Annotated in this window: 28 protein-coding genes; 17 read left to right on the top strand and 11 right to left on the bottom strand. The window is 71.7% G+C overall.

Annotated elements, in window-relative coordinates; translation table 11 throughout:
• Window positions 1-39 precede the first annotated feature (39 nt).
• The 3 genes from B0I28_RS03770 (at window position 40) to B0I28_RS03780 (ending at window position 4680) form a co-directional block, all read left to right on the top strand.
• The gene (locus B0I28_RS03770; protein WP_106362438.1) at window positions 40-1185 is read left to right on the top strand and encodes a citrate synthase/methylcitrate synthase; all 1146 of its coding nucleotides are present in this window, start codon (window positions 40-42) and stop codon (window positions 1183-1185) included.
• 222 nt (window positions 1186-1407) lie between these two features.
• Entirely contained in the window at window positions 1408-3465 is a 2058-nt protein-coding gene (gene pta / locus B0I28_RS03775) for a phosphate acetyltransferase (RefSeq protein ID WP_106362439.1), read from the top strand.
• Window positions 3466-3495: 30 nt separating this feature from the next.
• The gene (locus B0I28_RS03780; RefSeq protein ID WP_106362440.1) at window positions 3496-4680 is read left to right on the top strand and encodes an acetate/propionate family kinase; all 1185 of its coding nucleotides are present in this window, start codon (window positions 3496-3498) and stop codon (window positions 4678-4680) included.
• A gap of 62 nt (window positions 4681-4742) precedes the next feature.
• Here the strand turns inward: B0I28_RS03780 and B0I28_RS03785 are convergent, their stop codons facing one another.
• The gene (locus tag B0I28_RS03785; RefSeq protein ID WP_091043033.1) at window positions 4743-5177 is read right to left on the bottom strand and encodes an SsgA family sporulation/cell division regulator; all 435 of its coding nucleotides are present in this window, start codon (window positions 5175-5177) and stop codon (window positions 4743-4745) included.
• A gap of 401 nt (window positions 5178-5578) precedes the next feature.
• Between B0I28_RS03785 and B0I28_RS03790 the strand changes: the two genes are divergently transcribed.
• Window positions 5579-6247: an O-methyltransferase gene (locus tag B0I28_RS03790; protein ID WP_106362441.1), complete on the top strand. Its 669-nt coding sequence runs from the start codon at window positions 5579-5581 to the stop codon at window positions 6245-6247.
• A gap of 25 nt (window positions 6248-6272) precedes the next feature.
• Here the strand turns inward: B0I28_RS03790 and B0I28_RS03795 are convergent, their stop codons facing one another.
• Entirely contained in the window at window positions 6273-7064 is a 792-nt protein-coding gene (locus B0I28_RS03795) for an SDR family NAD(P)-dependent oxidoreductase (protein WP_106362442.1), read from the bottom strand.
• Window positions 7065-7147: 83 nt separating this feature from the next.
• Between B0I28_RS03795 and B0I28_RS03800 the strand changes: the two genes are divergently transcribed.
• The 5 genes from B0I28_RS03800 to B0I28_RS03820 all read left to right on the top strand — a co-directional run bounded on the left by B0I28_RS03800 (window position 7148) and on the right by B0I28_RS03820 (window position 12439).
• Window positions 7148-8452 (top strand): sensor histidine kinase, encoded by a 1305-nt coding sequence (locus B0I28_RS03800; RefSeq protein ID WP_106362443.1) that lies wholly within the window; start codon window positions 7148-7150, stop codon window positions 8450-8452.
• Between the two features lie 29 nt (window positions 8453-8481).
• Window positions 8482-9123: a LuxR C-terminal-related transcriptional regulator gene (locus B0I28_RS03805; protein ID WP_106362444.1), complete on the top strand. Its 642-nt coding sequence runs from the start codon at window positions 8482-8484 to the stop codon at window positions 9121-9123.
• 4 nt (window positions 9124-9127) lie between these two features.
• On the top strand, window positions 9128-9547 hold the full coding sequence (locus B0I28_RS03810; RefSeq protein ID WP_106362445.1) for a helix-turn-helix transcriptional regulator: 420 nt from the start codon (window positions 9128-9130) through the stop codon (window positions 9545-9547).
• 9 nt (window positions 9548-9556) lie between these two features.
• Window positions 9557-9970: a VOC family protein gene (locus B0I28_RS03815; protein ID WP_106362446.1), complete on the top strand. Its 414-nt coding sequence runs from the start codon at window positions 9557-9559 to the stop codon at window positions 9968-9970.
• Window positions 9971-10069: 99 nt separating this feature from the next.
• Window positions 10070-12439: an ATP-binding cassette domain-containing protein gene (locus tag B0I28_RS03820; RefSeq protein WP_106362447.1), complete on the top strand. Its 2370-nt coding sequence runs from the start codon at window positions 10070-10072 to the stop codon at window positions 12437-12439.
• On the opposite strand, the gene B0I28_RS03825 is transcribed toward B0I28_RS03820, so the two are convergent.
• A complete protein-coding gene (locus B0I28_RS03825; protein ID WP_106362448.1) occupies window positions 12436-12798 on the bottom strand; it encodes a winged helix-turn-helix transcriptional regulator in 363 nt (120 codons plus the stop codon). The two genes, B0I28_RS03820 and B0I28_RS03825, sit on opposite strands and share 4 nt — an antisense overlap.
• Before the next feature lie 88 nt (window positions 12799-12886).
• Between B0I28_RS03825 and B0I28_RS03830 the strand changes: the two genes are divergently transcribed.
• The 3 genes from B0I28_RS03830 to B0I28_RS03840 all read left to right on the top strand — a co-directional run bounded on the left by B0I28_RS03830 (window position 12887) and on the right by B0I28_RS03840 (window position 16159).
• Complete coding sequence (locus B0I28_RS03830) at window positions 12887-13777, top strand: pirin family protein (RefSeq protein ID WP_106362449.1); 891 nt, start codon at window positions 12887-12889, stop codon at window positions 13775-13777.
• Window positions 13778-13860: 83 nt separating this feature from the next.
• A complete protein-coding gene (locus B0I28_RS03835; protein WP_106362450.1) occupies window positions 13861-14799 on the top strand; it encodes an NmrA family NAD(P)-binding protein in 939 nt (312 codons plus the stop codon).
• Between the two features lie 133 nt (window positions 14800-14932).
• Complete coding sequence (locus B0I28_RS03840; protein ID WP_106362451.1) at window positions 14933-16159, top strand: MFS transporter; 1227 nt, start codon at window positions 14933-14935, stop codon at window positions 16157-16159.
• Here the strand turns inward: B0I28_RS03840 and B0I28_RS03845 are convergent.
• Window positions 16143-17108 (bottom strand): helix-turn-helix transcriptional regulator, encoded by a 966-nt coding sequence (locus B0I28_RS03845; RefSeq protein WP_106362452.1) that lies wholly within the window; start codon window positions 17106-17108, stop codon window positions 16143-16145. The genes B0I28_RS03840 and B0I28_RS03845 overlap by 17 nt on opposite strands.
• A 162-nt stretch (window positions 17109-17270) precedes the next feature.
• On the opposite strand from B0I28_RS03845, the gene B0I28_RS03850 reads away from it, so the two are divergent.
• Both B0I28_RS03850 and B0I28_RS03855 read left to right on the top strand, forming a co-directional pair.
• Window positions 17271-17936 (top strand): hypothetical protein, encoded by a 666-nt coding sequence (locus B0I28_RS03850; RefSeq protein ID WP_106362453.1) that lies wholly within the window; start codon window positions 17271-17273, stop codon window positions 17934-17936.
• Between the two features lie 125 nt (window positions 17937-18061).
• A complete protein-coding gene (locus B0I28_RS03855; protein WP_106362454.1) occupies window positions 18062-18838 on the top strand; it encodes a class I SAM-dependent methyltransferase in 777 nt (258 codons plus the stop codon).
• A gap of 1 nt (window position 18839) precedes the next feature.
• Here B0I28_RS03855 and B0I28_RS03860 read toward each other — a convergent pair whose 3' ends face one another.
• Window positions 18840-19550: an ArsR/SmtB family transcription factor gene (locus tag B0I28_RS03860; protein WP_106362455.1), complete on the bottom strand. Its 711-nt coding sequence runs from the start codon at window positions 19548-19550 to the stop codon at window positions 18840-18842.
• Window positions 19551-19614: 64 nt separating this feature from the next.
• Here B0I28_RS03860 and B0I28_RS27070 point away from each other — a divergent pair, with 64 nt between their 5' ends.
• Both B0I28_RS27070 and B0I28_RS03870 read left to right on the top strand, forming a co-directional pair.
• Entirely contained in the window at window positions 19615-20439 is an 825-nt protein-coding gene (locus B0I28_RS27070) for a cytochrome P450 family protein (protein ID WP_106362456.1), read from the top strand.
• Window positions 20436-21221, top strand: a complete 786-nt coding sequence (locus B0I28_RS03870; RefSeq protein WP_219926530.1) for an isocitrate lyase/PEP mutase family protein — start codon at window positions 20436-20438, stop codon at window positions 21219-21221. Before B0I28_RS27070 ends, B0I28_RS03870 begins: the two co-directional genes overlap by 4 nt.
• Here the strand turns inward: B0I28_RS03870 and B0I28_RS03875 are convergent.
• Together B0I28_RS03875 and B0I28_RS28190 are read right to left on the bottom strand one after the other, a co-directional pair.
• The gene (locus B0I28_RS03875; RefSeq protein WP_106362457.1) at window positions 21193-21582 is read right to left on the bottom strand and encodes a VOC family protein; all 390 of its coding nucleotides are present in this window, start codon (window positions 21580-21582) and stop codon (window positions 21193-21195) included. The two genes, B0I28_RS03870 and B0I28_RS03875, sit on opposite strands and share 29 nt — an antisense overlap.
• Before the next feature lie 47 nt (window positions 21583-21629).
• The gene (locus tag B0I28_RS28190; protein WP_106362458.1) at window positions 21630-21971 is read right to left on the bottom strand and encodes a MerR family transcriptional regulator; all 342 of its coding nucleotides are present in this window, start codon (window positions 21969-21971) and stop codon (window positions 21630-21632) included.
• 81 nt (window positions 21972-22052) lie between these two features.
• Between B0I28_RS28190 and B0I28_RS03885 the strand changes: the two genes are divergently transcribed.
• Window positions 22053-22769 (top strand): SDR family oxidoreductase, encoded by a 717-nt coding sequence (locus B0I28_RS03885; protein WP_106362459.1) that lies wholly within the window; start codon window positions 22053-22055, stop codon window positions 22767-22769.
• Here B0I28_RS03885 and B0I28_RS03890 read toward each other — a convergent pair.
• The 4 genes from B0I28_RS03890 to B0I28_RS03905 form a co-directional block, all read right to left on the bottom strand.
• A complete protein-coding gene (locus tag B0I28_RS03890) occupies window positions 22766-23626 on the bottom strand; it encodes an NAD(P)H-binding protein (RefSeq protein ID WP_106362460.1) in 861 nt (286 codons plus the stop codon). The two genes, B0I28_RS03885 and B0I28_RS03890, sit on opposite strands and share 4 nt — an antisense overlap.
• Window positions 23627-23733: 107 nt before the next feature.
• Window positions 23734-24390: a hypothetical protein gene (locus tag B0I28_RS03895; RefSeq protein WP_106362461.1), complete on the bottom strand. Its 657-nt coding sequence runs from the start codon at window positions 24388-24390 to the stop codon at window positions 23734-23736.
• Window positions 24390-25001: a hypothetical protein gene (locus B0I28_RS03900; RefSeq protein ID WP_106362462.1), complete on the bottom strand. Its 612-nt coding sequence runs from the start codon at window positions 24999-25001 to the stop codon at window positions 24390-24392. Before B0I28_RS03900 ends, B0I28_RS03895 begins: the two co-directional genes overlap by 1 nt.
• 200 nt (window positions 25002-25201) lie before the next feature.
• The gene (locus tag B0I28_RS03905) at window positions 25202-26041 is read right to left on the bottom strand and encodes an alpha/beta hydrolase (RefSeq protein WP_106362463.1); all 840 of its coding nucleotides are present in this window, start codon (window positions 26039-26041) and stop codon (window positions 25202-25204) included.
• Window positions 26042-26049 lie beyond the last annotated feature (8 nt).

Raw genomic sequence — 26049 nt, forward strand, 5'->3', positions numbered from 1 at the left:
CCACTAGGCTGGCAACGAAACCGAGCGGAGGAGGACCCAATGCCCGAATTCATCGAAGTCCCCAAGGGCCTCGACCGCGTCATCGTCGCGGACACCGAGATCGGCGACGTCCGCGGCGAGGAGGGCTTCTACCACTACCGCCAGTACAACGCCGTGGAGCTCGCGAAGCACTGCTCGTTCGAGCAGGTCTGGTACCTCATGACCCACGCCGAGCTGCCCACCCGCGCCCAGCTCGACGCCTTCAAGGCCCAGGTGGCGCCCTACCGCACCCTCACCCCGCAGCTGCGCGACCTGCTCCCGCACCTCGCCGCCGACTCGCCGCTCGACGGCCTGCGCACCGCGCTCTCGGCCGCGTGCGCCGCCCGCCCCATGAAGCCCGTCCTCGACATCGACGAGGCCGCCCGCGCCGACGACGCCCTGTTCGCGTGCGCCGTCACCCCCGCGATCCTCACCGCCATGTGGCGCCTGGGTCAGGGCCAGGAGCCGCTCGACCCGCGCGAGGACCTCGGCTACGCCGCCAACTACCTGTACATGACCACCGGCGAGGTGCCCTCCCCGGAGGCCGCGCGCGCGATCGAGCACTACCTGATCCTCACGATCGACCACGGCTTCAACGCCTCCACGTTCACCTCCCGCGTCATCGCCTCCACCGGCGCCGACCTCGGCGCGGCCCTCGTCGGCGCGATCGGCGCCCTCTCCGGGCCGCTCCACGGCGGCGCCCCCGCGCGGGCCCTCGACGCGCTCGACGCGATCGGCGGACGCGACAACATCGACGCGTGGATCCGCGGCGAACTTGAGGCCGGGCGCCGCATCATGGGCTTCGGCCACGCCGTCTACAAGACCGACGACCCGCGCTCGCTGCACCTGCGCGACGTCGCCGACGAGTTCGGCGGCGACATCGTGGACTTCGCGAAGACCGTGGAGCGCCGCGTGGTCGAGATCCTCGCCGAGGTCAAGCCCGGCCGCAAGCTCTACACGAACGTCGAGTTCTACGCGGGCGTCGTCATGGAGCTCGCGGGCGTCCCGCGCCCCATGTTCACGCCGACGTTCACCACCAGCCGCGTCGTCGGCTGGAGCGCGAACATCCTCGAACAGGCCCGCGACTCCAAGATCATCCGCCCCCGGGCCCGCTACGTCGGCACCCCGCCGCCCGTGCCGGTCCCCGAGGACGGCTTCGCCGACTGAGCGCAGCCCGCGTCCGTTCCCGCTTTCGGGTGACAAGGCGGCCGCCCGCGGCCGTTCTTGTCGGACCCGGGCGGGAGGATCGGCGCCTATCCTCTTCCCCGGGCGGGTGGGGGCTAGGGATGGACGTCCCCACCCGCCCACCCCCGCTCGCGCCCAAGCTCACAGGTGAGCCGCCGCGCAGATCGGCTGCGGGGCGCGCACGGGGTGGATAGCGTTGGAGCCGTGGCTCAAAGTCTCTACCTCGCCAGCCTGGACCCCGGCAGCGGCAAGTCGACGGTGGCCGTCGGCGTCATGGACCTGCTCACCAGGCGCGCCGGCTCCGTGGCCGTCTACCGCCCCATCGTCCGCGACGACCACACGGCCGCCGGGGACCCGATCATCACCCTCCTCAGGGGCCAGTACCGGCTCCCCGCCTCCTACGCCGCCTCCGTCGGCACGACCTATTCGGACGTGCGCGCCGACGCCGACGCCGCGCTCACCCAGATCGTCGAGCGCTACCACGAACTCGCCGACAAGCACGAGGTCGTCCTCGTCGTCGGCTCCGACTTCTCCGACGTGTCCTCGCCCGTCGAGTTCGCGTACAACACCCGCGTCGCCGTCAACCTCGCCTCGCCGATGCTCCTGGTCGTCACCGGCCACCGCAAGACCCCCGCCGACATCGCCGCCGCGCTCCGCTTCGGCACCGCGCAGGCCGAGGCCGACCACGCCACCGTGCTCGGCACCGTCGTCAACCGCGTCGAACCCGCCGACGCCGACCTCGTCAGGGCCGCCCACCCCGGGACCGGCGTCGTCGCCGAGGACGCCGAACTCGTCGCCCCCACCGTCGGCGAGCTCATCGAGGCCGCCGGCGGCACGCTCATCTCCGGCGACCCGGACGTCTTCACCCGCACCGTCGGCGACGTCGTCGTCGCGGCCATGACCCTCCCGAACCTCCTCACGCGCCTCGCCGACGACAAGGCCGTGATCCTCCCCGGCGACCGCTCCGAAGTGCTCCTCGGCCTCATCGCCGCGCACCTCGCCGAAGGCACCCCGAGCCTCTCGGCGGTGTTCCTCACCGGCGGCATCCGGCCCGAGCCGCAGATCCTCGACATCGTCGCGGGCCTCGACTCCCGCCTGCCGATCGCGCTCGTCCCGCACGACACGTTCGACATGGCGAACCTCGCCGGGGACGTCACCGGCTCCCTCGCCGCGGGCGGCCAGCGCAAGATCACCCGCGCCCTGGAGGACTTCGCCGCGGGCGTCGACGGGGACGACCTGCTCGACCGGCTCGCGCTCGCCAAGCCCACTGTCGTCACGCCGATCATGTTCGAGCACTCGATGCTGGGGCGCGCCAAGGCCCTCGACAAGCACATCGTGCTCCCCGAAGGCGCCGAGCCGCGCATCCTCAAGGCGGCCGAGATCCTCATGCGCCGCGACGTCGCCCGCCTGACGCTCCTCGGCTCCGAGGCCGAGATCCGCTCGCAGGCCGCGCAGCTGGGCGTCGACATCACCGGGGCCGCGATCCTCAACCCCGGCGACCACGAGATCCGCGAGCGCTTCGCGAAGGAGTACGCGCGGCTGCGCGCCCACAAGGGCGTCACCGAAGAAGCCGCGTACGACCAGGTCGCCGACGTGTCGTACTTCGGGACGATGATGGTCCACACCGGGATGGCCGACGGGATGGTCTCGGGCGCGGTCCACACCACCGCCCACACGATCCGGCCCTCGTTCGAGATCATCAAGACCCGGCCCGAGGTCGCGGTGGTCTCCTCGGTGTTCTTCATGTGCCTCGAAGACCGCGTGCTCGTGTACGGCGACTGCGCGGTCAACCCGAACCCCGATGCCGAGCAGCTCGCCGACATCGCGCTATCCTCGGCAGGCACCGCCGCCGAGTTCGGCGTGGAACCGCGGGTGGCGATGCTCTCCTACTCGACCGGCACCTCGGGCCACGGCGAAGCCGTGGACAAGGTCCGGGCGGCCACCGAGATCGTCCGCGCCCGCCGACCCGGCCTTCCCGTGGAGGGGCCCATCCAGTACGACGCCGCCGCCGACGCCGGCGTCGCAGGCACGAAGCTCCCGGACTCGCAGGTCGCGGGGAAGGCGACCGTCTTCATCGTCCCGGACCTGAACACCGGCAACAACCTGTACAAGGCCGTGCAGCGCTCGGCGAACGCGGTCGCGGTCGGCCCGGTGCTCCAGGGCCTGCGCAAGCCGGTCAACGACCTGTCGCGCGGCGCCACCGTGCCGGACATCGTCAACACGGTCGCGCTCACCGCGATCCAAGCGAGCCAGACCGCCTGAGCGGGCGGGCGCTCTAGAGGGGAAGTGCCAATGGGCGCACCGGTCCTGGTGATCAACTCCGGTTCCTCGTCGATCAAGTACCAGCTGGTCGACGGCGAGACGATGGAGGCGTCGACCTCGGGCCTGATCGAGCGCATCGGACAGTCCGGTTCGGTCCTCACCCACAAGCACGAGGGGGAGAAGACCGTGCGGGAGGGGCGCTTCGCCGACTACGGCGAGGGCCTCGAAGCGATGGTCGAGGCCTTCGAGGAGGCCGGGACGCCGCTCGCGGACGCCGGGCTGATCGCGGTCGCGCACCGCGTCGTCCACGGCGGGGAGCGGTTCGTGCAGCCGGTCGTCGTCGACGACGAGGTGGAGCGCGCCATCGACGAGCTGTCGGCGCTCGCGCCCCTGCACAACCCCGCGAACCTGGAGGGCATCCGCACCGCGCGGAAGCTCTTCCCGAAGCTGCCGCAGGTCGCCGTGTTCGACACCGCGTTCCACGCGACGGTGCCGGAGCGGGCGCACCTGTACGCGGTGCCGAGCGAGTGGCGCGAGGAGCACGGGGTGCGCCGGTACGGCTTCCACGGGACCTCGCACGCGTACGTCTCCCGCAAGGCCGCCGAGCTGCTCGGCAAGAGCCCCAAGGAAGTCAACGTGATCGTGGCGCACCTTGGCAACGGGGCGTCGGTGACGGCGGTCGAGCGGGGCCGCTCCATCGACACGTCGATGGGGCTGACGCCGCTCGAAGGGCTCGTCATGGGGACGCGGTCGGGCGACATCGACCCGGCGATCGTGTTCCACATGCACCGGCGGACGGGGGCGAGCTTCGCGGACCTCGATGCGGCCCTGAACAAGCGGTCGGGGATGCTCGCGCTGAGCGGGCACCAGGACAACCGGGCGATCGAGCAGGCCGCCAGGGCGGGGGACCGGGCGGCGCAAGTCGCGCTGGAGATCTACTGCTACCGGATCCGCAAGTACATCGGCTCGTACATCGCGGCGCTCGGCGGCGCCGACGCGATCGCGTTCACCGCCGGGATCGGCGAGAACAGCGCGGAGGTGCGGGCGCAGGCGCTGTCGTCGCTCGTGGCGCTCGGCGTGGACCTCGACGAGGCCGCGAACGCGGCGGGCGGGCCGGTCATCTCGACGCCGCAGTCGCCGATCACGGTGATGGTCATCCCGACGAACGAGGAAGGCGAGATCGCCTCCCAGACCGCGGCGCTCCTGCGCTCCTAGCGGACACGGAAAGGGCGGACCGGGAATCCCGGTCCGCCCTTCCCCTTCGTCGCCTGCGGCGGCTACACACCGCCGGCGAGCAGTTTCGTGAGGGTGGTGTCCATGTCCACATAGCCCGATTCGCGGCCGCGGGGGACCAGGCTGTAGGCCCGGCGGAGGAAGCGCTGCACGACGCCGCGGTTGATCTCGAAGAGGGCGTTGCCGTCGGGCGAGGAGAGCGCCAGGGCCACCGACTCGCCGCGCGGGGTCGTCCAGGGCCAGACGCGCACATCGCCGATGCCGGTGGGCTCCTCCAGTCCCTTGGCGAGCAGTTCCCGGGAGAAGGACCAGGCCACCTGATCGGCGTCCGTCCCGTCCGGATGGAACATGACGCAGACCGCGTAAGGGTCGTCCGGGTCGTATCGCAGACTCGCGCGCACACTCACCGTCGCGAAATCGGGCGCGACGAGCCGCATGGTGGTGCCGATATCGACTGTCGCCGATCGTGCCATGCTCATAGCGTTACCCCCCAGTGTGCGGCCGGCTCCCCCGAAGCCGGCCGTCATTCCAGTCCGCCGCCGCACCGGAGCACCGGTTTCGCGACCGCGAACAAGTCGTGACTCAGGTCTATCATTCAAGCCCTTGCGCCGTACGACGATCGGCAAGACCGAGCCCGGCGCGTTCCGCTGATTCAGGGGCAAAATCCGACAAAAGACCACCGTTAATCTTCCGTCAATGTCGTAATTACAACAACAGGCTTCACCCATTCGCGGTACCATTTCGCGCGCATCCGAGGCCCGGACATGATAGCGCGTTCGTCCCACTCGCCTGGAAAGTCCGAATTTAACGGAGCGAGTTCCGCGGGGCCGCGGTGATAGCGTTTCATCGACGTTCTCGGACCCGTCGGAAGGGGCGAACAATGGGCCAGGGGCAATGGACCGAAGTCGACGCGTTCCTCGGATCGCTGCTCGTCGGGGAGGACGACGTCCTCGCCGACGCGACGGCCGCGGCCCAGCGGGCCGGGCTGCCGCCGATCTCCGTCTCGCCCGCGCAGGGCAAGCTCCTTTACCTCCTTGCGAAGACCCTGGGAGCCAAGCGGATCCTCGAAGTCGGCACGCTCGGCGGCTACAGCGCGATCTGGATGGCGCGGGCGCTGCCCGCGGACGGCCACCTCGTGAGCCTGGAGTACAGCCCCCGGCACGCCGAGGTCGCCAGCGGCAACGTGGCGCGCGCCGGGCTCGTGGGGACCGTGGAGATCCGGGTGGGCGCCGCCGCCGAGACGCTCCCGAAGCTCGCCGAGGAGGGCGGGGAGCCGTTCGACCTCGTGTTCATCGACGCGGACAAGGGCGGGTACCCGACCTACCTCGACTGGTCGCTGAAGCTGACCCGGCCGGGGAGCCTCATCATCGCCGACAACGTGGTGCGCGGCGGGGCCGTGGCCGACGGCCTCAGCCGCGACCCGAACGTGCAGGGCGTGCGGTCCTACCTGGAGAAGGTCGCCGCGCACCCGAAGCTGGAGGGCACCGTCATGCAGACCGTGGGCGTCAAGGGCTACGACGGGCTGTCGATCGCGCGCGTCCTCGCCTAGGGCGGACGGGACGGGGCGGCGCCCTTCACCGCTCCTGGTAGTCGGCGAACCGCTTGAGCACCATGCCGATCAGCCGCGTCATGAGCTTGCGCGGGCGCCGCGGCAGCAGGTGCGCCTCCGGCCAGTTCCTCGCGTCGGGGACCACGTAGCCCTTGTCGCGGTCGAGGGCCTTGAGCGACTGCCGCGCGATCGTCTCCGGGGCGGCGAGGAGCCAGCCGAGGCGCCGCCGGTCGTACTTGATGCCGTTCGCGATCGGGAAGCCCGTGTCCACCGGCCCCGGGCACACCGCGAGGACCTTCACGCCCGACCCGCGGGTCTCGGCCCACAGGCCCAGGCTGTAGTTCACGACGAACGCCTTCGTGGCCGCGTACAGCGCCATGTACGGCTGCGGCTGGAAGCCCGCCATCGACGCGACGTTCACGACCGACCCGTGCCCGCGCTCGACCATGCCCGGCAGGAACCGCTTCACCAGGCCCGTCACGGCCACGACGTTCACCATCGCGGTGTCGCGGCTGTACTCGGCGCCGATCGACACGTCCCGCCCGAACGTCCCGATCCCCGCGTTGTTGACCAGGACCTCGACCTCGATCCCGGCCACGGCCGCGGCGACCCGGTCCGCGGCGTCCGGGACCGCGAGGTCCTCCGCGACCACCAGCGCCTCGACGCCGTACTCCTGCCGCAGCTCCGCCGCGAGCGCTTCGAGCCTGTCCCGCGAGCGGGCCACGACCGCGACGTCCATGCCCCGCCCGGCGAGCTGCCGCGCGAACGCCGCGCCGATCCCCGACGACGCGCCCGTGACGAGCGCCCACGACCCCATCCGGTCCCCCCGTTCCTCCGCCCACAGCGTAGCCGGGACAGCGCCGCAGGTCGCGGCCTCTGTACGGGTACGCTTGCCGTACCATGACGATGCCGGCCCATCCGATCACGCGCCGACTGGCCCTTCCCGGCTGGTCGGTCCTGCGGTTCAGCTTCACGCTGATCGCCGCCGTCCTCCTGGCCGCGTCGCTCGCCACCGGGATCCTCGTCGTGTTCTGGATCGGCATCCCCGTCGCCGTCGGCGTGTTCCTCGCCATCCGCGTCTGGGCCAACTCCCAGCGGCGCATGATCGGCGAACAGCTCGGCGTCGACATCCCCGTCCCCTACCGCGAGCGCCCCAAGCGCGCGCGCCTCGACCAGCAGGCGCTCCACCTCGTGCGCGAGGCCGCCACCTGGCGCGACTTCGCGTGGCTCGCCATCGACGCGACCCTCGGGTTCCTCGTCAACCTCCTCTACCTCGGCGTGTTCGGCATCGCGGTCTACTACCTCGTCCAGCCGTTCCTCCTCGCGACCGTCTTCCACGCCGCGCCCATCCCGAGCATCAACGACTTCGGGTTCTTCCACTTCGACACCCCCGCGCAGACCCTCATGCTCGTACCGCTCGCCCTCGGCCTCGGCTTCGCCTGGTGGCGCTGGGGCGAGCTGTTCCTGCGCTGGTACTCCCACCTCGGCGTCCTCTTCCTCGGCCCCACCGCGAACGCGCTGCTCACGGCCCGCGTCTCCGAGCTGCGCCAGTCCCGCGACCTCACGGTCGACTACGCCGCCGCGGAGCTGCGCCGCATAGAGCGCGACCTCCACGACGGCGCCCAGGGCCGCATCGCCGCGCTCAGCCTCACCCTCGGCATGGCCGAGGAGCTGCTCCACCAGGACCGGCCCGAGCAGGCCGCCGCCCTTGTCGCAGAGGCCCGCCAGACCTGCTCGGACGCGCTGGAGGAGATCCGCGACCTCGTGCGCGGCATCCACCCGCCCGTCCTCGCCGACCGCGGCCTCACCGGCGCGCTCCAGGCCATGGCCCTCGACCACCCGCTCCCGGTGTCCGTGGTCGACCGGCTCGGCGGGAAGCTCCCCGCGCCGCTCGAAGCGGCCGCGTACTTCGCGACGAACGAGATCCTCACGAACATCACCAAGCACGCCGACGCGACCCAGGTGCAGGTCGTCGTCACCCACGAGCACGGCCTCGTCCGCATCGAGGTGCGCGACGACGGCCGCGGCGGCGCGGCGGTCGCCTCGGGCGGGGGCCTCGACGGCGTCTCCCGGCGCCTCGCCGCGTTCGACGGCACCCTGGAGGTCGACAGCCCCGACGGCGGCCCCACCACCGTCACGCTCACCATCCCCGCCGTCGCGGTCGGCCCCGCGGCGGTCGAGAATAAACGCGCGGCCGGCAGCTGAGCCCGGACCACCGAACGCAAGGAGCTCTGATGGACGTCGTCCTCGCCGAAGACCACTCGCTCCTGCGCGACGGCCTCACCCGGATGCTCGAAGCGCACGACTTCACCGTCGTCGAGGCCGTCGACAACGGCCCCGCGCTCACCGCCGCGCTCCTCAAGCACCGCCCCGACGTCGCCGTCGTCGACATCCGCCTCCCCCCGACGTTCAAGGACGAGGGCCTGCGCGCCGCCATCGAGGCCCGCCGCCACATCCCCGCGCTCCCGATCCTCGTGCTCTCCCAGTACGTGGAGCAGCTGTACGCCCGCGAGCTCCTCGGCGACCGCCGCGGCGGCGTCGGCTACCTCCTCAAGGACCGCATCTCCAACGTCGGCGAGTTCATCGAGGCGCTCCGGCGCGTCGCCGCGGGCGGCACCGCCATGGACCCCGAGGTCGTCGCCCGCCTCCTCGGCAAGCAGCAGAACCGCCTCGACGCGCTCACCCCCCGCGAGCTGGAGGTCCTCGGGCTCATGGCCGAGGGCCGCACGAACGCCGCCATCGCCGCGTCCCTGTTCATCACGGAGAAGGCCGTCGGCAAGCACTCCGCGAACGTGTTCCGCAAGCTCGGCCTGGGCCAGTCGGAGGACGACAACCGGCGCGTGCTGGCCGTCCTCGCCTACCTTGAGGGAAACTGACGGGATGGACCTGGAGGACCTGGCCCGGCTGCGGAAGGCCCGCGACGCCATGGACCGCGACTACGCGAAGCCGCTCGACGTGGCGGCGCTGGCGCGGATCGCGCTCATGTCGCAGGGGCACTTCTCGCGGAGCTTCCGCGCCGCGTACGGCGAGACCCCGTACTCGTACCTCATGACCCGCCGCATCGAACGCGCGAAGGCCCTGCTCAGGCGCGGCGACATGACGGTGACGGAGGTGTGCTTCGCGGTCGGGGTGAACTCGCTGGGGACGTTCTCGACCAGGTTCACCGAGCTGGTTGGGGAGTCCCCGAGCGCGTACCGGGCCCGGGACCACGACAACGGCGCGAACATCCCCGCGTGCATCGCGAAGGCCTATACGAGACCGGTCAGGAATCGAGAAGCGAAGCCCCCCGCGTCCTCGTAAGTTGGTCCCATGAGCATCAATCTTTCCCAGTGCTTCATCGCCGTCGACGACCACGACAAGGCCATCGCCTTCTACCGTGACGTCCTGGGCATGGAGGTCCGCAACGACGTCGGCTTCGAGGGGATGCGGTGGGTGACCGTCGGCTCCCCGGACCAGCCCGACGTGAACATCGTCCTCGAACCGCCGCTCGCCGACCCGAACGCCTCCGAGACCGATCGGGCGACCATGAACGAGCTGCTCGCGAAGGGCCTGCTCCGCGGCGTCATCTTCGAGACCGACGACGTCGACGCGACCTTCGAGCGGATCAGCGCCGCGGGGGCCGACGTCCTCCAGGAGCCCATGGACCAGCCGTACGGGGTGCGCGACTGCGCGTTCCGCGACCCGGCCGGGAACATGCTCCGCTTCAACCAGCCGCGTAAGTAGACGCCTTCGATTCGTAAGGTCCGCGGGACTGTCGCCCGCCGCCGGTAGTCTCGGCGGCGGGCCGCCCCGGCCCCGGAGACGGATGGAGACCACCACACCATGGCCACCGGCACGACACCCAACCCGGCCGACGCGCACGACCTGATCCGCGTGCAGGGCGCACGCGAGAACAACCTCAAGGACGTCAGCGTCGACCTCCCCAAGCGCCGCCTCACCGCCTTCACCGGCGTGTCCGGCTCCGGCAAGAGCTCGCTCGTGTTCTCGACGATCGCCGCCGAGTCGCAGCGGCTCATCAACGAGACCTACTCGGCGTTCGTGCAGGGCTTCATGCCGACCCTCGCCCGCCCCGAAGTGGACGTCCTCGACGGCCTGACCACGGCGATCATCGTCGACCAGGAGCGCATGGGCGCGAACATCCGCTCCACCGTCGGCACGGTCACCGACGCGAACGCGCTGCTGCGCATCCTCTTCAGCCGCCTCGGCGACCCGCACATCGGCGGGCCCGGCGCGTTCTCCTTCAACGTGCCGTCGGTGTCCGCCTCGGGCGCGATCACCGTCGAGCGCGGCGGCAAGACCATCGCCGAGAAGGCCACGTTCAACCGGCTCGGCGGCATGTGCGCCCGCTGCGAGGGCGTCGGCTCGGTCAACGACTTCGACCTGACCGCGCTCTACGACGGCGAGAAGTCCCTCAACGAGGGCGCGATCCTCATCCCCGGCTACTCGATGGACGGCTGGTACGGGCGCATCTACCGCGCCTCCGGGTTCTTCGACCCCGACAAGCCGGTCAAGAAGTACAACAAGCGCGAGCTCCACGACCTGCTGTACAAGGAGCCCACCAAGATCAAGGCCGAGGGCATCAACGTCACGTTCGAGGGCCTCATCCCCAAGATCCAGAAGTCCATGCTGTCCAAGGACGTCGAGGCGATGCAGCCGCACATCCGCGCGTTCGTGGAGCGGGCCGTCACCTTCCAGACCTGCCCCGAGTGCGAGGGCACCCGCCTCGGCCCCGAGGCCCGCTCGTCCAAGATCGCGGGCGTCTCGATCGCCGACGCCTGCAAGATGCAGATCTCCGACCTCGCCGCCTGGGTCTCCGGGATCAAGGAGCCGTCCGTCGAGCCGCTGCTGAAGTCCCTGCGGGACCTCCTCGACTCGTTCGTGGAGATCGGCCTCGGCTACCTGTCCCTCGACCGGCCCTCCGGCACGCTCTCGGGCGGCGAGGCCCAGCGCACCAAGATGATCCGCCACCTCGGCTCCTCGCTCACCGACGTCACGTACGTCTTCGACGAGCCCACCGTGGGGCTGCACCCGCACGACATCGAGCGCATGAACCAGCTGCTGCTCCAACTGCGCGACAAGGGGAACACCGTCCTCGTCGTGGAGCACAAGCCCGAGGCCATCGCCATCGCCGACCACGTGGTGGACCTCGGCCCCGGCGCGGGCACCGACGGCGGCACCGTCCAGTTCGAGGGCACCGTCGAAGGGCTCCGCAAGTCCGGGACGCTCACCGGCCGCCACCTGGACGACCGCGCCAAGCTCAAGGACGAGCTGCGCGAGCCCACCGGGAAGCTCGCGGTGCGCGGCGCGAACGAGAACAACCTCCAGGACGTCGACGTCGACATCCCGCTCGGGGTCCTGTGCGTCGTCACCGGCGTCGCCGGGTCCGGGAAGTCGTCCCTCATCCACGGGTCCGTCGCGGGCCAGGAGGGCGTGGTCGCGATCGACCAGGGCGCCATCAAGGGCTCGCGGCGCTCCAACCCCGCCACGTACACGGGCCTGCTCGACCCGATCCGCAAGGCGTTCGCGAAGGCCAACGGCGTCAAGCCCGCCCTGTTCAGCGCCAACTCCGAGGGCGCCTGCCCCACCTGCAACGGCGCGGGCGTCGTCTACATGGACCTCGGCATCATGGCCTCGGTGTCCACCACCTGCGAGGACTGCGAGGGGAAGCGGTTCCAGGCCGCGGTCCTGGAGTACAAGCTCGGCGGCAGGGACATCAGCGAGGTCCTCGGCATGTCCGTCGCCCAAGCGGAGGCGTTCTTCGCCGACGGCGAGTCGAAAGTGCCTGCGGCGCACAAGATCGTGCAGCGCCTCCACGACGTCGGCCTGGGCTACATCAAGATCGGCCAGCCGCTCACCACCCTCTCCGGCGGCGAGCGCCAGCGCCTCAAGCTCGCGACCCACCTGGGGGACAAGGGCGGCGTGTACATCCTGGACGAGCCGACCACGGGCCTCCACCTCGCCGACGTCGAGAACCTCCTCGGCCTCCTCGACCGCCTCGTCGAGTCCGGCAAGTCCGTGATCGTCATCGAGCACCACCAGGCCGTCATGGCCCACGCCGACTGGATCATCGACCTCGGCCCCGGCGCCGGCCACGACGGCGGCAAGGTCGTCTTCGAGGGCACCCCCGCCGACCTGGTCAAGCAGAAGCAGACGCTCACCGGCAAGCACCTCGCCGAGTACACGGGCGCTTAGGAGTCCTCCGGCGGGAGGTGGCGTTCGCTCCAGTGCGCCAACGGCTGAAGGAGGGAGATCAGCTCTTCGGCGTCGGGTGTGAGCGTGTACTTGATCTGGACCGGCGTGCTGGGAATGACCGTGCGCTCGATGAGCCCGCGGGCCTGCAGCTGCTTGAGCCGCAACGCCAACTGCGGATCCGAGATGCCCGGGGCCAAGGCGCGGTACTCCTTGAACCGGCGGGCGCCCCGGGCTCCGGCGAGCAGGATCGGTCCGGTCCAGCGCGTCCCGATGATGTCGATCGCGCGCAGGATCCGGTGGCAGTGCTCCTCGTCGACGGGCGCGTCCGGCGGTCTCAGTGCTTCCCTAGAGCTGGTCACTTCTCAAAAGTAAGTCGCTTTGGCGACGTTTGCCAAGCCGGATCGGCGAGTGCGAGGCTTTCCCTGACCGACGAGAGGGGAGCACGCCATGACCGCACCGACCGCGCCGGAGGCCCGGCGAGTGGACCGGGTGTCCGACAAGGTGGACCTCGGCCCGACCGCCATGTCCGCTCGCAGTTCGCTGATCATCCCGCCGGGCAGGGACTCCTGGACCGATCCGTTCCTGCTCATGGGGGAGGAACTGGTCAACCAGCCGGGCTTCGACTGGCACCCGCACCGCGGGATGGAGACCGTGACCCTCATCCTGGACGGCGTCCTGGAGCACGGCGACAGCATGGGCAACGCCGGTGAGCTCGGGCCGGGGGACGTGCAGTGGATGACCGCAGGGCGGGGCGTCATCCACCGCGAGGTCGCCGCCCGCTCGGAGCACGCCCACGTGATCCAGATGTGGCTCAACCTTCCGTCGCACAAGAAGCTGGTGCCCACCGGCTACCAGGACCTGCGGGCCGGCCGGCACGCCGTGCACACCGAGCCGGGCGTGCTGGTCCAGGTGATCTCGGGAGCGACCGGGGCGGTGCGCGGTCCGGCGGTCAACCACTGGCCGATCCTGGGCATGGTGATCACGCTCGATCCGAAGGCCGAGTACCGCCAGATGCTCGACGGGAGCGAACGCACGTTCGCGTACGTGATCGCGGGCCGGCTGGCGGTCGGCGGCCGGACCGTGCGCGCCGGGCAGATCGCCTGGTCCGATCCCGTGTCCGGGCAGGGCGACCCGACCACGTTGGCCTTCGCCGCCGCCGACGCCGACGAACAGGCCGCGGTGCTGCTGTTCTCCGGCCGGCCCATCGGCGAGTCCGTCGTCGCCCACGGCCCGTTCGTGATGAACACCCGGGCCGAGATCGCACAGGCCTACCGCGACTTCCATTCCGGCGGGTTCGGCGGCATCCCGGGGCGCACGAGCCTGCCCGCCGGAGCCTGACCATCGAGGCCGCACCCCGCGTCTCGCGAAGACGCGCAAGGCGATCGGCCATCCCCGAGCAATCCGAGCAAGGAGAGACGGCAATGACGACAGTGCTCGTGGCGGGCGCGACCGGCAGCCTCGGCGGCCAGATCGTGAAGCACCTGCTGGATCGGGGCGCCGACGTGCGCGCGCTGGTCCGGAAGTCCTCGGTGGACAAGCTGACGGCGCACCCGAATCTGACGGCGCATGTCGGCGACCTGACGGACGGCGCGGACGCGCTGGCGCGTCACCTCGACGGCGTGGAGGTCGTCGTGTCCGCGGTCCAGGGCGGTCCCGAAGTGATCATCGACGGGCAGCGGGAGCTGCTGCGGGCCGCGGAGCGGGCCGGCGTGCACCGGATGATCCCGTCGGACTTCTCGATCAACCTCTACGGATACGGCTACGGCGTCAACGTCCTGTCCGACCTCCGCCGCGTGTTCGCGGACTCGTTCGCCACATCGACGGTCGCGCGCACGTCGGTGGCGATCGGCGCGTTCCCGGAATACTTCCTCGGACCGGTCCACGAGGTGCTCGACCCGGCGGCCGGCACGTTCTCGGTGTGGGGCGACGGCACGCGCCCGATCGACATGACCACCATCGCCGACACCGCCGCGTTCACGGCCGCGATCGCGCTCGACCCGAGCACCGCGGGCCGCGACGTGCACGTGGTCGGCCAGCAGTTGTCCATGATGGAACTGCGAGACGAGGTCGAAGCGGCGTCCGGGCGGCAGTGGGAACTGGTGCGCAAGGGCACGCTCCAGGACCTCCGCGCGGAAGTGGTGCGCCGGCAGTTCAACGCGTCCAGCCTGGTCGAGTACGTGGCCCTGCAGGCCCAGGTGGCCATGTTCGACGGAACGGGCTCGCTGCGGGACGTGCGCAACGCGGACTACCCGGACGTGGTGCCGACTTCGCTGGCGGCATATCTGGCGGGCCGGGGCGCGGCGCACTTCACGCCGCCCGAAACGCCGCGGCGCCCGGGAGAGTGGCCGACGGCGGTCTGACCCGTAGCCGCTGGAAGGCGGTGGGGCGGGCCGGAACGCGCATCGCGCTCCGGTCCGCCCGGCTTCGGTGTGAGCCAGCTAACCGCACTTCACTGACACGATCTGTCAGTGAACCTGCCGCATCCTCTTCACCATGACGACCACCGCCCAGGCCGCCCGCCCCGTCGCGCTGCCGCCCCGCAACCGCGCCGAGCACCTCCTCCTGCCCGCCACGTTCATCACCAGCCTCGGCAACGGCGTGCAGCTCGTCGCCGCCGCCGTCCTCGTCTTCACCACCGGACAGAGCGCGCTCGCCGTCGGTTGGCTCTACATCCTCGTCTCGATCCCGCCCGCGCTCCTGTCGCTGTGGTTCGGCTCGATCGCCGACCGCTTCGACCGGCGCACCCTCTGCCTCATCGCCGACCTCGCCAGCGCCGTCGCCGCCGCGTTCCTCCCGGTCTGGATCCTCGCAGGGGGCGATCCCGGGCCTGTCGCGTACGGGACCGCGTTCGCGCTGTCGCTCCTGTCGGCGATGTTCACGCCCGCGGGCGGCGCCCTCATCAAAGAGCGCGTCCACCCGGCGCGGACTGCGCTCTTCAGCGCCCACTACGAGATCGCGATGCAGCTGGGGCTGCTCCTGTCGGCGGCGCTCGGCGGCATCCTCATCCACTATGTCGGCACCACGCCCCTGTTCATGTTCAACGGCGTCACGTTCCTCGCCTCGGCGGTCGCCTTGTGGGCCATGCGCAAAGCCCCGGCCCGGACCGGCGCCGCCGCGCACGCGGCGGCGGACGGGGGAGTGCCGGGCGCGCCGCTGGTGCGGCTGGGCCTGCTGTACGCGTGCGGGCAGATGCTCATCATGGTCAGCAACACGACGCTGATCGTGCTCGTGTACGTCGCGTTCGACCGGGGCGCGGGCGTGTACGGGGTCGTGGACGCGCTTGCGGGGCTGGGCTTCTGCGTGGCGGCGGCGCTGTTCCCGCGGGTGGCCGCGCGGTTCGGGGAGTTCCGGGCGGCGGTCGTCGGCGGCGTCGGGTGCGCGCTGATGTCGTTCGTGCTGCCGCTGCACCTGGTGATGCTGCTCCTCGCGGTGCCCCCGGCGGCGTTCATGGTCGGGACGTCGCGGGTCGGCCTGCGCTCGATCCTGCTCCGCTCGGTGCCCGAGCGCCGCGCCGGGCGCCTGTTCGGCGCGGTGAACGCGGCGGGGCTGGGTCTGAGCGCGGCGATGACGGTCCTGGTCGCGGCCGTCGCCGACGCCACCCACATCCGCTACGGCTTCTACCTGCTCGGCGCGGTCTGCGCGCTGGCGATGGCGGCCACGGCGTTCTCATTGCGGGGCAAAGTGTCCGGCAGCAGCGGCGCGGTCAGTTGTGAAGGTTGAGGACCGCCTGGGCGCGTTCGCGCATCATCGCCCGCAGGGAGGCGGGTTCGAGGACTTCGACGCCGGCGAGCTTCATGAGTTCGCCGGAGGCGACCCAGTCGGTCTCGACGGGGATGGTGGCGACGGCCCACCCGTCTCCGTCGCGGTCGGCTTTCGCTATGGCCTCCAAGGTGTCCGCGTCGAGCTGGTCCGAGGCGCGCTCGACCGCTTCGGGCGAGAACCGCACGACCGCGGTCCCCTTGTAGCGGCGGGCGTCGAAGGCGTCGAGGTTCTCGGCCCACCAGGCCGCCAGGTCGAAGCCCTCCGGTCGCTCGAACTCCTCACCGGTCTTCACCGCCGACAGCAGGTTCGCGACCTTGTACGGCAGCACCGGCCCCGTTCCCTGCGAAGCCGCCAGGTACCAGCGCCCGCCCTTGAGCACGAGTCCGAGCGGGCAGAGGTCGCGTTCGACCTCGCGCGGCTCCTTCCAGCGCCGGTACCGGACCCTGATCCGCTGCTGCTCCCACGCGGCGTTCGCCACCAGTGCCAGCAGCGGCACCGGCTCGGACCGCTGGAACCAGGTGACCACGTCGAGGTGGAACAGCCGCCGCGCCCGCTCGGCGCGCTCCCGCTGCTGGGGCGAGAGCGCCGCGGAGAGCTTCAGCTCCAGGGCCGCCAGCTCGGTCTGGAGGCCCAGGTCGGTCGCGGCCTGCGGGACGCCGGTGAGCGCGAGGGCCTCCGCCTCGCCCGCGGTCACCCCGGTCAGCCGCGTCCGGTAGCCCTCGACAAGCCGGTAGCCGCCTTCGTGGCCGCTCTCCCCGTAGAGGGGGATGCCCGCGGCCGCGAGCGCCTCCGCGTCCCGGTACACGGTCCGCACGGACACGCCCAGCTCCGCCGCGAGCGCGTCGGCGGTCATCCGCCCGCGCTGTTGGAGCAGCAGGATCATCGACACCAGGCGGCCAGCACGCATACGGCAAGTATCCGCGCCGGGCCGTCCGGATACCGCGTCCGGTGCCGGTGCGGCGGGGTTTCGGCGAAAAGCCTTGGACGGCTGCGGGAGTGCATAGAGTCCGGTGCGGCAACGGCTCCGGTCCGCTGTGGACCGGGGTGCCCGACGACACCAGGGAGCGCCATGCCGAACGCACGACCCGTCCGATCCTTCCGACTCCGCCATCCCGAGCGGCTGCGCCGCCTGGCGGCCGCTGCCGCCGCCGTGCCGGTGGCGGCGCTCATCGGGGCCGCTGGGGCCTCGGCGGCACCGCCGCAGCAGCTCGACGTCGTCCCGGACCTCGACGCCGCCAGGATCGACCTGTCCGGCCGGGCGTCGATCAGCCTCCTCGACACCGGCGACGAGCTGTACGGGACCGGGAAGCTCAAGGGCGACGCGGAACTCGCCGTCCCGAGCCCGGAGGGGTACTCGGAGATCCAGGACCTGTTCCTGCACCGCAAGCGGGGCTCGGGCGGCGACTTCGGCGACGTCGACGTCATGATCGGCCCCGACCGCGGCGAGAGCCTGCACTGCGACGACCCGGGGATCATCGACTTCGCGACGGGCCTGGCGTTCGACGTCCGGAAACTGCCGCGCGGCTTCGAGAGCGGCGGCGACCCGATCACGCTGGTCACCGACCCGTTCGTGCTCGAACCGGCGGTCCCGGCGGAGGGCTTCCCGCCGGTGAACCAGCAGTACACGCTGGAGGACTCGGTCGCCCTCTACCAGGAGACCGGTCCGGGCCAGTACGAGCAGATCGGCCTGCTCGAAGGGTTCGACGTCATCGTGAACCAGAGCGCGGCCCGCTAGTCCGCGCCGGGGCCGCGGCGGTGCCGCGGCCCCGTTTCGGCCCCGTTTCAGCCCCGGATCTCCCTTGCCTCCCAGGCGTTCGCGCCCTAAGCTCACTCCCACGCACGACGACGGGAGACCCCGCGATGACGCAGACCCGCAGCGCCGACTGGGACTACGGCGAACTCTCCGCCCGCGTCTACGAGCTCGACAAGCCGGTCGGGAAGTCCCTCAACGGGGACGTCGAGTTCTACTCGCGCCGCCTCGCCGGGACCGAGGGCGACATCCTCGAACCGGCCGTGGGCACCGGCCGGATGCTCGTGCCGCTGGTCCGCCTGGGGCTCAACGTGACCGGCTACGACACGTCGGCGCACATGCTGAACATCTGCCGCCGCAACCTCGACGAGGCCGGGCTCGACGCCGACGTGTTCATCGGCGACATGACCTCCTACGTCAAACCCGGTGCGTACGAAGCGGTCCTGGTCCCGACCGGGTCGATCGTGCTCCTGCCCGACCGGTCCGCCGCGGTCGAGGCCCTGCGCCTCATGCACGCCAGCCTGCGCCCGGGCGGGCGCCTCTTCGTCGACCTGCCGCCCTCGCGGCACTTCACCGACCCCGGGGGCCTGCGGCACTGGCAGGACGGCGACGACGACCTGCTCACCTTGCAGACCATGCACGTCGACGTCGACCCGCTGGGCCTGCGGGTCGTCCGCTGGCTGCGCTACGAGCTGTGGCGCAAGGGCCGCCTGGTCGAGACGCAGCTCCAGAACAGCGGCCTGCTGTGCTTCGAGGTCGAGGAGTTCCTCCAGGTCCTCCACGAGGCCGGGTTCGCCGACGTGACCGTCTACGGCGACTACGACGAGGACGCCGAGGCGGGCGCGGACGCGTCGATCTGGACGTTCGAGGCCGTCAGCACCGACTGACCTACTCCAATGCCGCAGCGTCGAGGTCGAGCAGCCGCTCCAGGGCCTCGGCGCCCGGGCCGGTGAGGCGCACGGCCCGCGTCGATCCGATCCTTCGGATCCAGCCCGCTTCGAGGAACCGGGCGCAGACGGCCGCGCCCGCGAGTCCCGCGAGGTGGCTGCGGCGCTCCGTCCAGTCCAGGCACTCCTTCGCGGCGGGGCGGCGGCCCGTCGACCACGCCGCGGTGTCGACGCCCAGCTCAGCGGTCATCCAGTCGCGTCCCTTGTCGCTCAACGCGAACCCCGCGTCCCGGTCGATGAGCCCGCGGCCGGTCATCGCGTCGGTGACCGCGACGCCGAGCCGCCCGGCGAGGTGGTCGTAGCAGGTGCGGCCGCGCGCCAGCGCCGCCGACGCGGTGGACGCCCGCAGGCCCGTCGGCGCGGCGGCCGCGGGGAAGTGCCCGGCGAGCGACTCGATGAGCGCGGCGGTCTCGGGGTCGGCGAGCTGCACGTACCGGTGGCGGCCCTGCCTGCGCTCGGTGCACAGTCCGGAGTCGACGAGCCGGTGCAGGTGCCCGGTGGCCGTCGGCGCCGACACGCCCGCGACCCGCGCGAGTTCGCTTGCGGTCCAAGCGCGCCCGTCGAGGAGCGCGACGCAGAACGTGGCCCGCGTCGGGTCCGCGAGCACCGCCGCGACCTCCGCCAGCCTGGTTCCCTGCGCGCGATCGGTCATGCCCCGATTGTGCCCCCGCGACACTTCGGCGGTCGCCGAACCGTCCCGGCCCTACCGTCGCCCCATGATCTCGTTCGGCCCCGACCGCGCCCCCGAACTCCTCGCCCACCCGGGCCTCGTCCCGCCGCCCGCCGAGTCCGGCCCGCCTGGAACCCTCGGCTGGCTGCGCACCAGTGTCGCGCGCTTCGCGACCGGCGGCGACCACGCCCGGCGGCGCACCCAGGCCGCGGACCTGTTGGCGGCCATGGACCTCGACGTGCTGCGCCTGCGAGCGGAAGTCCTCGCCTGCATCGCCTTGGAGGACGCGCCCCTCGACGTCATGGACCGCATCGCCCGCGACGTGCCGGTCCGCACCCTCGCCGAAGCCCTCGGCGCGCCCGGCCTCGACCCCGCGGCCGTCCGCACGGTCGCCGCCGCCTACCTCACCGGCGACGCGGCCCCCGAGACCGACGCCGCCGTCGCGGCCCTGGTCGCGGCCTTCGGCGGGGTCCCCGACGAGCCAACGGCCGCCCGGATCGGCCTCCTCGTCCAAGCCTGCGAAGCGACCGCCGCGCTCATCGGCAACACCCTCGCCGCCGGAGGCGGTCTCGATCCCGCCGACCTCGCCGCACAGCTCCGCGACGACCCGCCCGTCAAAGCCACGACCCGAACGGCCGCAACCGAAACCGAGGGCCTCCGACCCGGCGGTACGGCCCGCATCGAACTCGACGGCACCGCGCCCTTCGGCGCCGGCCCCCACGCCTGCCCCGGCCGCGACCAGGCCCTCGCCATCGCGACCGGCGTCTGCGAAGCCCTCAAACGCGTAGCGCCGCCGACCGGGCCGATCGCGTACGAACCGCGCCCGAACCTCCGCATCCCCGCTTCGATCCACGTCAGGATGGACCCGTGACCTACGCCGCCTTCGCCGCCGCCCACCGCGGCCCGCGCCCGCTCGTGCTCCCCAACGCCTGGGACCACGCCTCCGCGGCCGCCCTCGCCGCCGCCGGATTCACCGCGATCGGCACCACCAGCCTCGGTGTCGCCGCAGCCCACGGCCTCCCCGACGGCGCCGGAGCCACCCGCGACCACACCATCGCCCTCGCCCGCCGCCTCGCGCCGCTCCCGGTCCTCGTCACCGTCGACATCGAAGGCGGCTTCAGCGACGACCCCGCCGAGGTCGCCGCCCTCGCCGCGACCCTCGCCGGACTCGGCATCGTCGGCGTCAACCTCGAAGACGGCCGCTCCGACGGCACCCTCGCCGACCCTGATCTCCACGCCGCCCGCATTGCGGCCGTGAAGGACCGCTGCCCCGACCTGTTCGTGAACGCCCGCACCGACCCGTACTGGCTCGACACCGGCAGTCCACTGGAGACCGCGCTCGCCCGCGCCGCACGCTACACGGCCGCGGGCGCCGACGGCGTCTTCGTCCCGGGTGCCACCGCCGCCGGCGACATCCGCACCCTCGCCGCCCGCATCGACGCCCCGCTCAACATCCTGTACACCCCGAGCGGTCCCACCGTCGACGACCTCGCCGCCCTCGGCGTCGCCCGAATCAGCACCGGCTCCCTCCTCTACCGCGCCGCCCTGACGGCGGCGGTCCGCACGGCGGCACTGATCGGCGAGGGGGAGCCGGTGGCGGGGGACCAGCTGACCTACGCGGAGGTCACAGCGTTGCAAGCTCCTCGGGAGTGAACGCGCGCAGGATGCAGAACTCGTTCCCCGCGGGGTCGTTCATGACGATCCACGACGACGAATCGTCCTGCCCGACATCGGCCCGCTTGGCGCCCAACGCCTCCGCGCGGGCGACCTCGGCGGCCTGGTCATCGGGGCGCAGGTCGAGGTGGAGACGGTTCTTGACCGACTTCCCCTCGGGGACTTTGACGAACAGGATGTCGGGGGAGACGCCGTCCTGCGGGCTGCCCAGCGGCGGCTCCAGCACGACCTCCTTCTCAGAGGTGTGGGTGATGCGCCAGCCCAGCAGCTCGGCCCACCAGGGGCCCAGCTCCTGCGGGTCGGCGCAGTCGACGATGATGCACTGCCATTGCAAACTCATCGCGCAACAGTAATGCCCTCGCGTTCTCACGCCGCAGGGGACCGCGTTCAGGACTCTTCGATGAAGCTGAGCATCTTCTCGAACCGCGCCTTCGTGGCCGCGGCGGCCCGGAACTCGGCCTCGACGCGGGCGTGCTCCTCGTAGATCACCGCCCGCTGCTCGGGCGTGACCTCGTCGGCGCTGCGGCAGCGCCGGAGCTTCGCGATCGCGCGGCTCGGCAGGCCGTTCGCGAACATGAGCTTGATCCACTGGACCTGGTCGACCGCGTCGGCCGGGTAGACGCGCTGGCCGCTCGCGGTGCGCTCGGGGTGCAGGAGGCCCTGCTCCTCGTAGTACCTGAGCGCGCGCACCGTCGCGCCCGTCGCCTCGGCCAGTTCTCCGATGCGCATCCGCGCCCTCCCGTTTCCCGCTGTGGTGTCCGCCACCGTCGCTTGCCCCTCACGCTGACGTGAGGTCATAGCGTCGACCGCATGGACATCAAAGGATCAATCGCATTCGTCACCGGCGCCAACCGCGGCATGGGCCGCCATTTCGCCCGGCAACTTCTGGAACGCGGCGCGGCCAAGGTCTATGCCGGGTCGCGCCGGATCGATTCGGTCGACCTGCTCGGCGTGGAGCCCGTGCAGCTCGACATCACCGACCCGGCGTCCGTCGCGGCGGCCGTCGCGACCGCGTCCGACACGACGATCCTCGTCAACAACGCGGGGATCGCGACGTTCGCGAACCTCGTCGGCGGCCCCGAGGACGCGATCCGCCTGGAGATGGAGACGAACTTCTTCGGAACCCTGAACATGGTGCGGGCCTTCGCGCCCGTGCTCGGCGCGAACGGCGGCGGCGCGATCCTCAACATCCTGTCGGTCCTGTCGTGGCGCTCGGCCGGGATGGGCCACGCGTACTCGGCGGCGAAGGCCGCGTCGTGGAGCCTCACGAACGGCGCGCGCCTCGAACTCGCCGCCCAGGGGACGCAGGTGACCGGGCTGCACGTCGCCGGGATCGACACCGACATGCTCAAGGGCATCCCCGCCGACAAGAGCGACCCGGCCGACATCGCCCGCGCCGGCCTCGACGGCATCGAGACCGGCGCGCTCGAAGTCCTCGCCGACCAGGTCACCGTCGACTTCAAGGCGGTCCTCAACGCCGACCCGGCCGCCCTCTACCCCGAACTCGCCGCGGCGCGCACGGTCTAGGCGCCGGACCAGACGCCCGTCTTCGCGGTCTCGGCCGCCCAGTCCGCGAAGCGGATCGGGGCGCGGCCGAGGACGCGTTCGACGTCGCCGGTGGTCGCGGCCATGGCGCCGCCGCGCATGAACTCGTACATGAGGTTGAGGAACACGACGAGGTCCTCGGGGAGGCCCGCGGCGCGGAGGGCCGCGTCGTGCTCCTCCGGGGCCTCGGCGCGGAAGGCCACCGGCTTGCCGGAGGCGGCGGCGATGGCGGCCATCGCCGCGTCCATCGACAGCGACTCGGGGCCGCTGAGCTCGTAGACGCGCCCGTGGTGGCCGTCCCCGGTGAGGACCGCGGCGGCCACCGCGGCGATGTCGGCGACGGCGATCAGCGGCTCCGCGGTCCCCGCCAGCGGCAGCGCCAGCTCCCCGGCGAGCACCGCTGGGTAGTAGTCGCCTTCGCTGAAGTTCTCGTTGAAGTTGTTGGGCTGCAAGACGGTCCACTCGATCCCCGACGCCTGCACGGCCGTCTGGGCCGCGTACATGCCGATGGCCTCGGGGCCGACCCCGGCCGCCGCGGCCAGGTCCTGGACCCTGCGGCCCGACTGGGCGACGATGCGGCGCACGCCCGCCTTCTCCGCGGCGGCGACGAACGCGTCGGCGGGGAACGGGTGGTCCGGCGGCACGAGGTAGACGGCGGCAGCGCCTTCCAGGGCGGCGTCCCAAGTGGACTCATCGGTCCAGTCGAGGGGGATCGCGGTGCTGCGGGAGACCGCGCGCACGTCGTGCCCGCCGGCGCGGAGCAGTTCGGTGAGGCGGCGGCCGACCTTGCCGGTGGCGCCGGTGACGAGGATGGTTCGGGTGTGGGTGTGTTCGCTCATGGGACCAGTCAACCGTCGATTCGGTAGCGGATGAATGGCCGCAGAGCCACGTTCGATGCGTGATCGTCCACGGGCCGGGGACGCCGCCCCCGGCCCGCGGACGCGGCTCAGCCCGCGGCGATGGCCTCGATCGCGGCGTTCGCCTGCTCGAACTCCTTCATCGCGGATTCGATCCAGGGATGGGGCTGGGGCTCCAGCACCGCCTGCTGCATGTACGCGAGCCCGGCCTCCACCGAGGACCCGAATTCGAGGTTCGGCTGCGGATCGGGATCGTCGTACACCTTGCCCGACTGCGGGTCGAACCAGCTGAAGCCCTTATAGGACACCGCGCCGCCCTTGTCGATGAGCTTCGCGGCCGAGTAGAACGCCGCCGCCGCTTCGGATCGCAGCTGCTCGGCGAGCTTCTCGTCCTTCGTCAGGTCCGCCTGCGCGAGGAGCGTCTGTCCCTGCCCGAGCTGCTCGTAGAACGAGACGCGTTCGGCCGGGTTGACCGCGTAGTCCTCGAAGTCGAAGAGCCCCAGGCACACCCAGCAGTCCTTCGGCCACCACTTGCGCGGCCCCTCGACGGGGATCTCCCACTCGGGGCAGACGCGTTCGACGGTGCCGGTCTCCTCGTCGATGACGAAGAAGCAGTACCTGAACGTGCCGCCGCCCGCCTGGGCCGGGGCCTGCACGAGCAGCGCGGTGGAGAGCGCGAGCGCCAGCGCGGCCGCTAGGCCCGCGGCGAGCCGGAGGGTCCGGCGCAGTGTCGTCCGGGCGCTCATCACGCGGCCGCCAGTTCGGACAGGCTCTCGTAGGCCGCGTCGAACTCCTTCAGGGCCCCTTCGATGTCGGGCTCTTTGCCGAGGGTGTTCTGGAGGATCCGGACGCCTTCGGCCATCGCGTACCCGGCCGCGATCCCGGGGTCGGGCTGCGGGTCGCCGAGGTACTCGCCGTTGACCGGGTCGGTCCAGGCGAAGCCGTCGAACCCGATCTCGTACTCGGAGACGATCTCGGCGGCGGCGAGGAACTGGCCGCCCGCTTCGGCGCGCAGCTGCTCGGCGAGCTTTTCGTCGTCGGTGAGGTGGGATTCGGCGAGGAGCCCGAGGCCCTTGCCGAAGCGCTCGTTGAAGTCGTAGCGGACGGCGGGGTCGACGTAGTCCCTCCAGAAGTCGAAGGACGGCAGGCAGACCCAGCACTCGGGCGGCCACCACTTGCGCGGCCCCTCGACGGGGACCTCAACCGGCACGCAGATGAGGTCGAAGGGGTCGTCGGTCCTGGTGTCGGGGAAGCAGACCTCGATCCAGTAGCCGCCCGCCTGCGCGGGGGCCGGGATGAAGAAGACCGCGGAGACGGCGAGCGTCACCGCGATCATGAGGCGTCTGACGAGGCTCATGGCACTCCTTGGGGGAAGGGTGGATTGCCGCCTCAGTATGGAGTCGCCGCGCGCTGACCGTGGGTACACGCCGGTGTGCCCGACCGTAACTCAAGTGTCCGATGAGGACTAACGGCCGGTTCGGCCGCCTTTGCGGGGCCGGACCGGCCGGAAAGATGGCACGCGGTGTGCCAGAGGGCTTGCCCCGCGCGCGGCAGGTCTCAGGCGAGGCCTGCCAGGATCTCGGCGAAGCGCTCGGGGCGGACGAGGGCGCCGACGTGGCTCGTCTCGATGGTGTGGACGTCGAACACGTTGTCCGGGGTGAGTGCGTCGGCCTCCTTGATGAACAGGTCCTGGAGCTCGATCGGGATCGACGTGTCCTGCGTCAGCCGCACGTAGCTGCGCGGAATCCGGCCCCAGGTGGCGGCGTCGGCGCGGTCTTCAGGTCCGCCCGCGTCGAGGCTCTCGTCGGGGGTGAGCGTGGAGAGGAACACGCGGAACTCGTCGTCGGTGCCGTCGGCGAGCATCGACTCCTTGAGCGCCCCGAGGAGCACGGGGTCGGCGGTGCGCCAGTTCATGCGGACCGCGCCGAGGCGGGCCGGGTTCGCCGCGGCCACGCCCATGGCCTGGTCGAGGACGCTCCCGGCGTTCTCGGGCCGGGCCACGTACTCGCGCGGGGTGTGGTCGACGCAGCACCACGCCGAGGCGTAGACGATCCGGTCGAGCAGGTCCGGGCGGCGGTTGGCGACCGCCGTGAGGGTCACGCCGCCGCGGCTGTGGGCCACGGCGATGACCGGCCCGTGCTCCCTCGCGCGCTCCAGGATCGCGGTGACGTGGTCGACGTTCGCCTGGAGGCCCACGCCGTCGAGCTTCGACGCCGCCACGGCCAGCTCCGCCGCGTCCTGGGTCTGGTACGCGGACGGCATGCCCGCCGCGAAGCCGTGGCCCGGCAGGTCCACCGCGAGGGAGCGGTGGCCGCGCAGGGCCAGCTCCCGCATGAGCGGGGCCCAGGAGAACGAGTTGGCGTTGGAACCGTGGATGAGGACGAACGTCGGTGTCATGGCGCTCA

It is taken from the genome of Glycomyces artemisiae (genome assembly GCF_003002955.1).
Lineage (GTDB): Bacteria > Actinomycetota > Actinomycetes > Mycobacteriales > Micromonosporaceae > Glycomyces > Glycomyces artemisiae.

Bases quoted from the DNA above. Each gene is read 5' to 3' on its own strand.
- B0I28_RS03770 (WP_106362438.1), top strand. From the start codon at position 40: ATGCCCGAATTCATCGAAGTCCCCAAGGGCCTCGACCGCGTCATCGTC.
- B0I28_RS03780 (WP_106362440.1), top strand. From the start codon at position 3,496: ATGGGCGCACCGGTCCTGGTGATCAACTCCGGTTCCTCGTCGATCAAG.
- B0I28_RS03785 (WP_091043033.1), bottom strand. From the start codon at position 5,177: ATGAGCATGGCACGATCGGCGACAGTCGATATCGGCACCACCATGCGG.
- B0I28_RS03790 (WP_106362441.1), top strand. From the start codon at position 5,579: ATGGGCCAGGGGCAATGGACCGAAGTCGACGCGTTCCTCGGATCGCTG.
- B0I28_RS03795 (WP_106362442.1), bottom strand. From the start codon at position 7,064: ATGGGGTCGTGGGCGCTCGTCACGGGCGCGTCGTCGGGGATCGGCGCG.
- B0I28_RS03800 (WP_106362443.1), top strand. From the start codon at position 7,148: ATGACGATGCCGGCCCATCCGATCACGCGCCGACTGGCCCTTCCCGGC.
- B0I28_RS03805 (WP_106362444.1), top strand. From the start codon at position 8,482: ATGGACGTCGTCCTCGCCGAAGACCACTCGCTCCTGCGCGACGGCCTC.
- B0I28_RS03810 (WP_106362445.1), top strand. From the start codon at position 9,128: ATGGACCTGGAGGACCTGGCCCGGCTGCGGAAGGCCCGCGACGCCATG.
- B0I28_RS03815 (WP_106362446.1), top strand. From the start codon at position 9,557: ATGAGCATCAATCTTTCCCAGTGCTTCATCGCCGTCGACGACCACGAC.
- B0I28_RS03820 (WP_106362447.1), top strand. From the start codon at position 10,070: ATGGCCACCGGCACGACACCCAACCCGGCCGACGCGCACGACCTGATC.
- B0I28_RS03830 (WP_106362449.1), top strand. From the start codon at position 12,887: ATGACCGCACCGACCGCGCCGGAGGCCCGGCGAGTGGACCGGGTGTCC.
- B0I28_RS03835 (WP_106362450.1), top strand. From the start codon at position 13,861: ATGACGACAGTGCTCGTGGCGGGCGCGACCGGCAGCCTCGGCGGCCAG.
- B0I28_RS03840 (WP_106362451.1), top strand. From the start codon at position 14,933: ATGACGACCACCGCCCAGGCCGCCCGCCCCGTCGCGCTGCCGCCCCGC.
- B0I28_RS03845 (WP_106362452.1), bottom strand. From the start codon at position 17,108: ATGCGTGCTGGCCGCCTGGTGTCGATGATCCTGCTGCTCCAACAGCGC.
- B0I28_RS03850 (WP_106362453.1), top strand. From the start codon at position 17,271: ATGCCGAACGCACGACCCGTCCGATCCTTCCGACTCCGCCATCCCGAG.
- B0I28_RS03855 (WP_106362454.1), top strand. From the start codon at position 18,062: ATGACGCAGACCCGCAGCGCCGACTGGGACTACGGCGAACTCTCCGCC.
- B0I28_RS03860 (WP_106362455.1), bottom strand. From the start codon at position 19,550: ATGACCGATCGCGCGCAGGGAACCAGGCTGGCGGAGGTCGCGGCGGTG.
- B0I28_RS27070 (WP_106362456.1), top strand. From the start codon at position 19,615: ATGATCTCGTTCGGCCCCGACCGCGCCCCCGAACTCCTCGCCCACCCG.
- B0I28_RS03875 (WP_106362457.1), bottom strand. From the start codon at position 21,582: ATGAGTTTGCAATGGCAGTGCATCATCGTCGACTGCGCCGACCCGCAG.
- B0I28_RS28190 (WP_106362458.1), bottom strand. From the start codon at position 21,971: ATGCGCATCGGAGAACTGGCCGAGGCGACGGGCGCGACGGTGCGCGCG.
- B0I28_RS03885 (WP_106362459.1), top strand. From the start codon at position 22,053: ATGGACATCAAAGGATCAATCGCATTCGTCACCGGCGCCAACCGCGGC.
- B0I28_RS03890 (WP_106362460.1), bottom strand. From the start codon at position 23,626: ATGAGCGAACACACCCACACCCGAACCATCCTCGTCACCGGCGCCACC.
- B0I28_RS03895 (WP_106362461.1), bottom strand. From the start codon at position 24,390: ATGAGCGCCCGGACGACACTGCGCCGGACCCTCCGGCTCGCCGCGGGC.
- B0I28_RS03900 (WP_106362462.1), bottom strand. From the start codon at position 25,001: ATGAGCCTCGTCAGACGCCTCATGATCGCGGTGACGCTCGCCGTCTCC.
- B0I28_RS03905 (WP_106362463.1), bottom strand. From the start codon at position 26,041: ATGACACCGACGTTCGTCCTCATCCACGGTTCCAACGCCAACTCGTTC.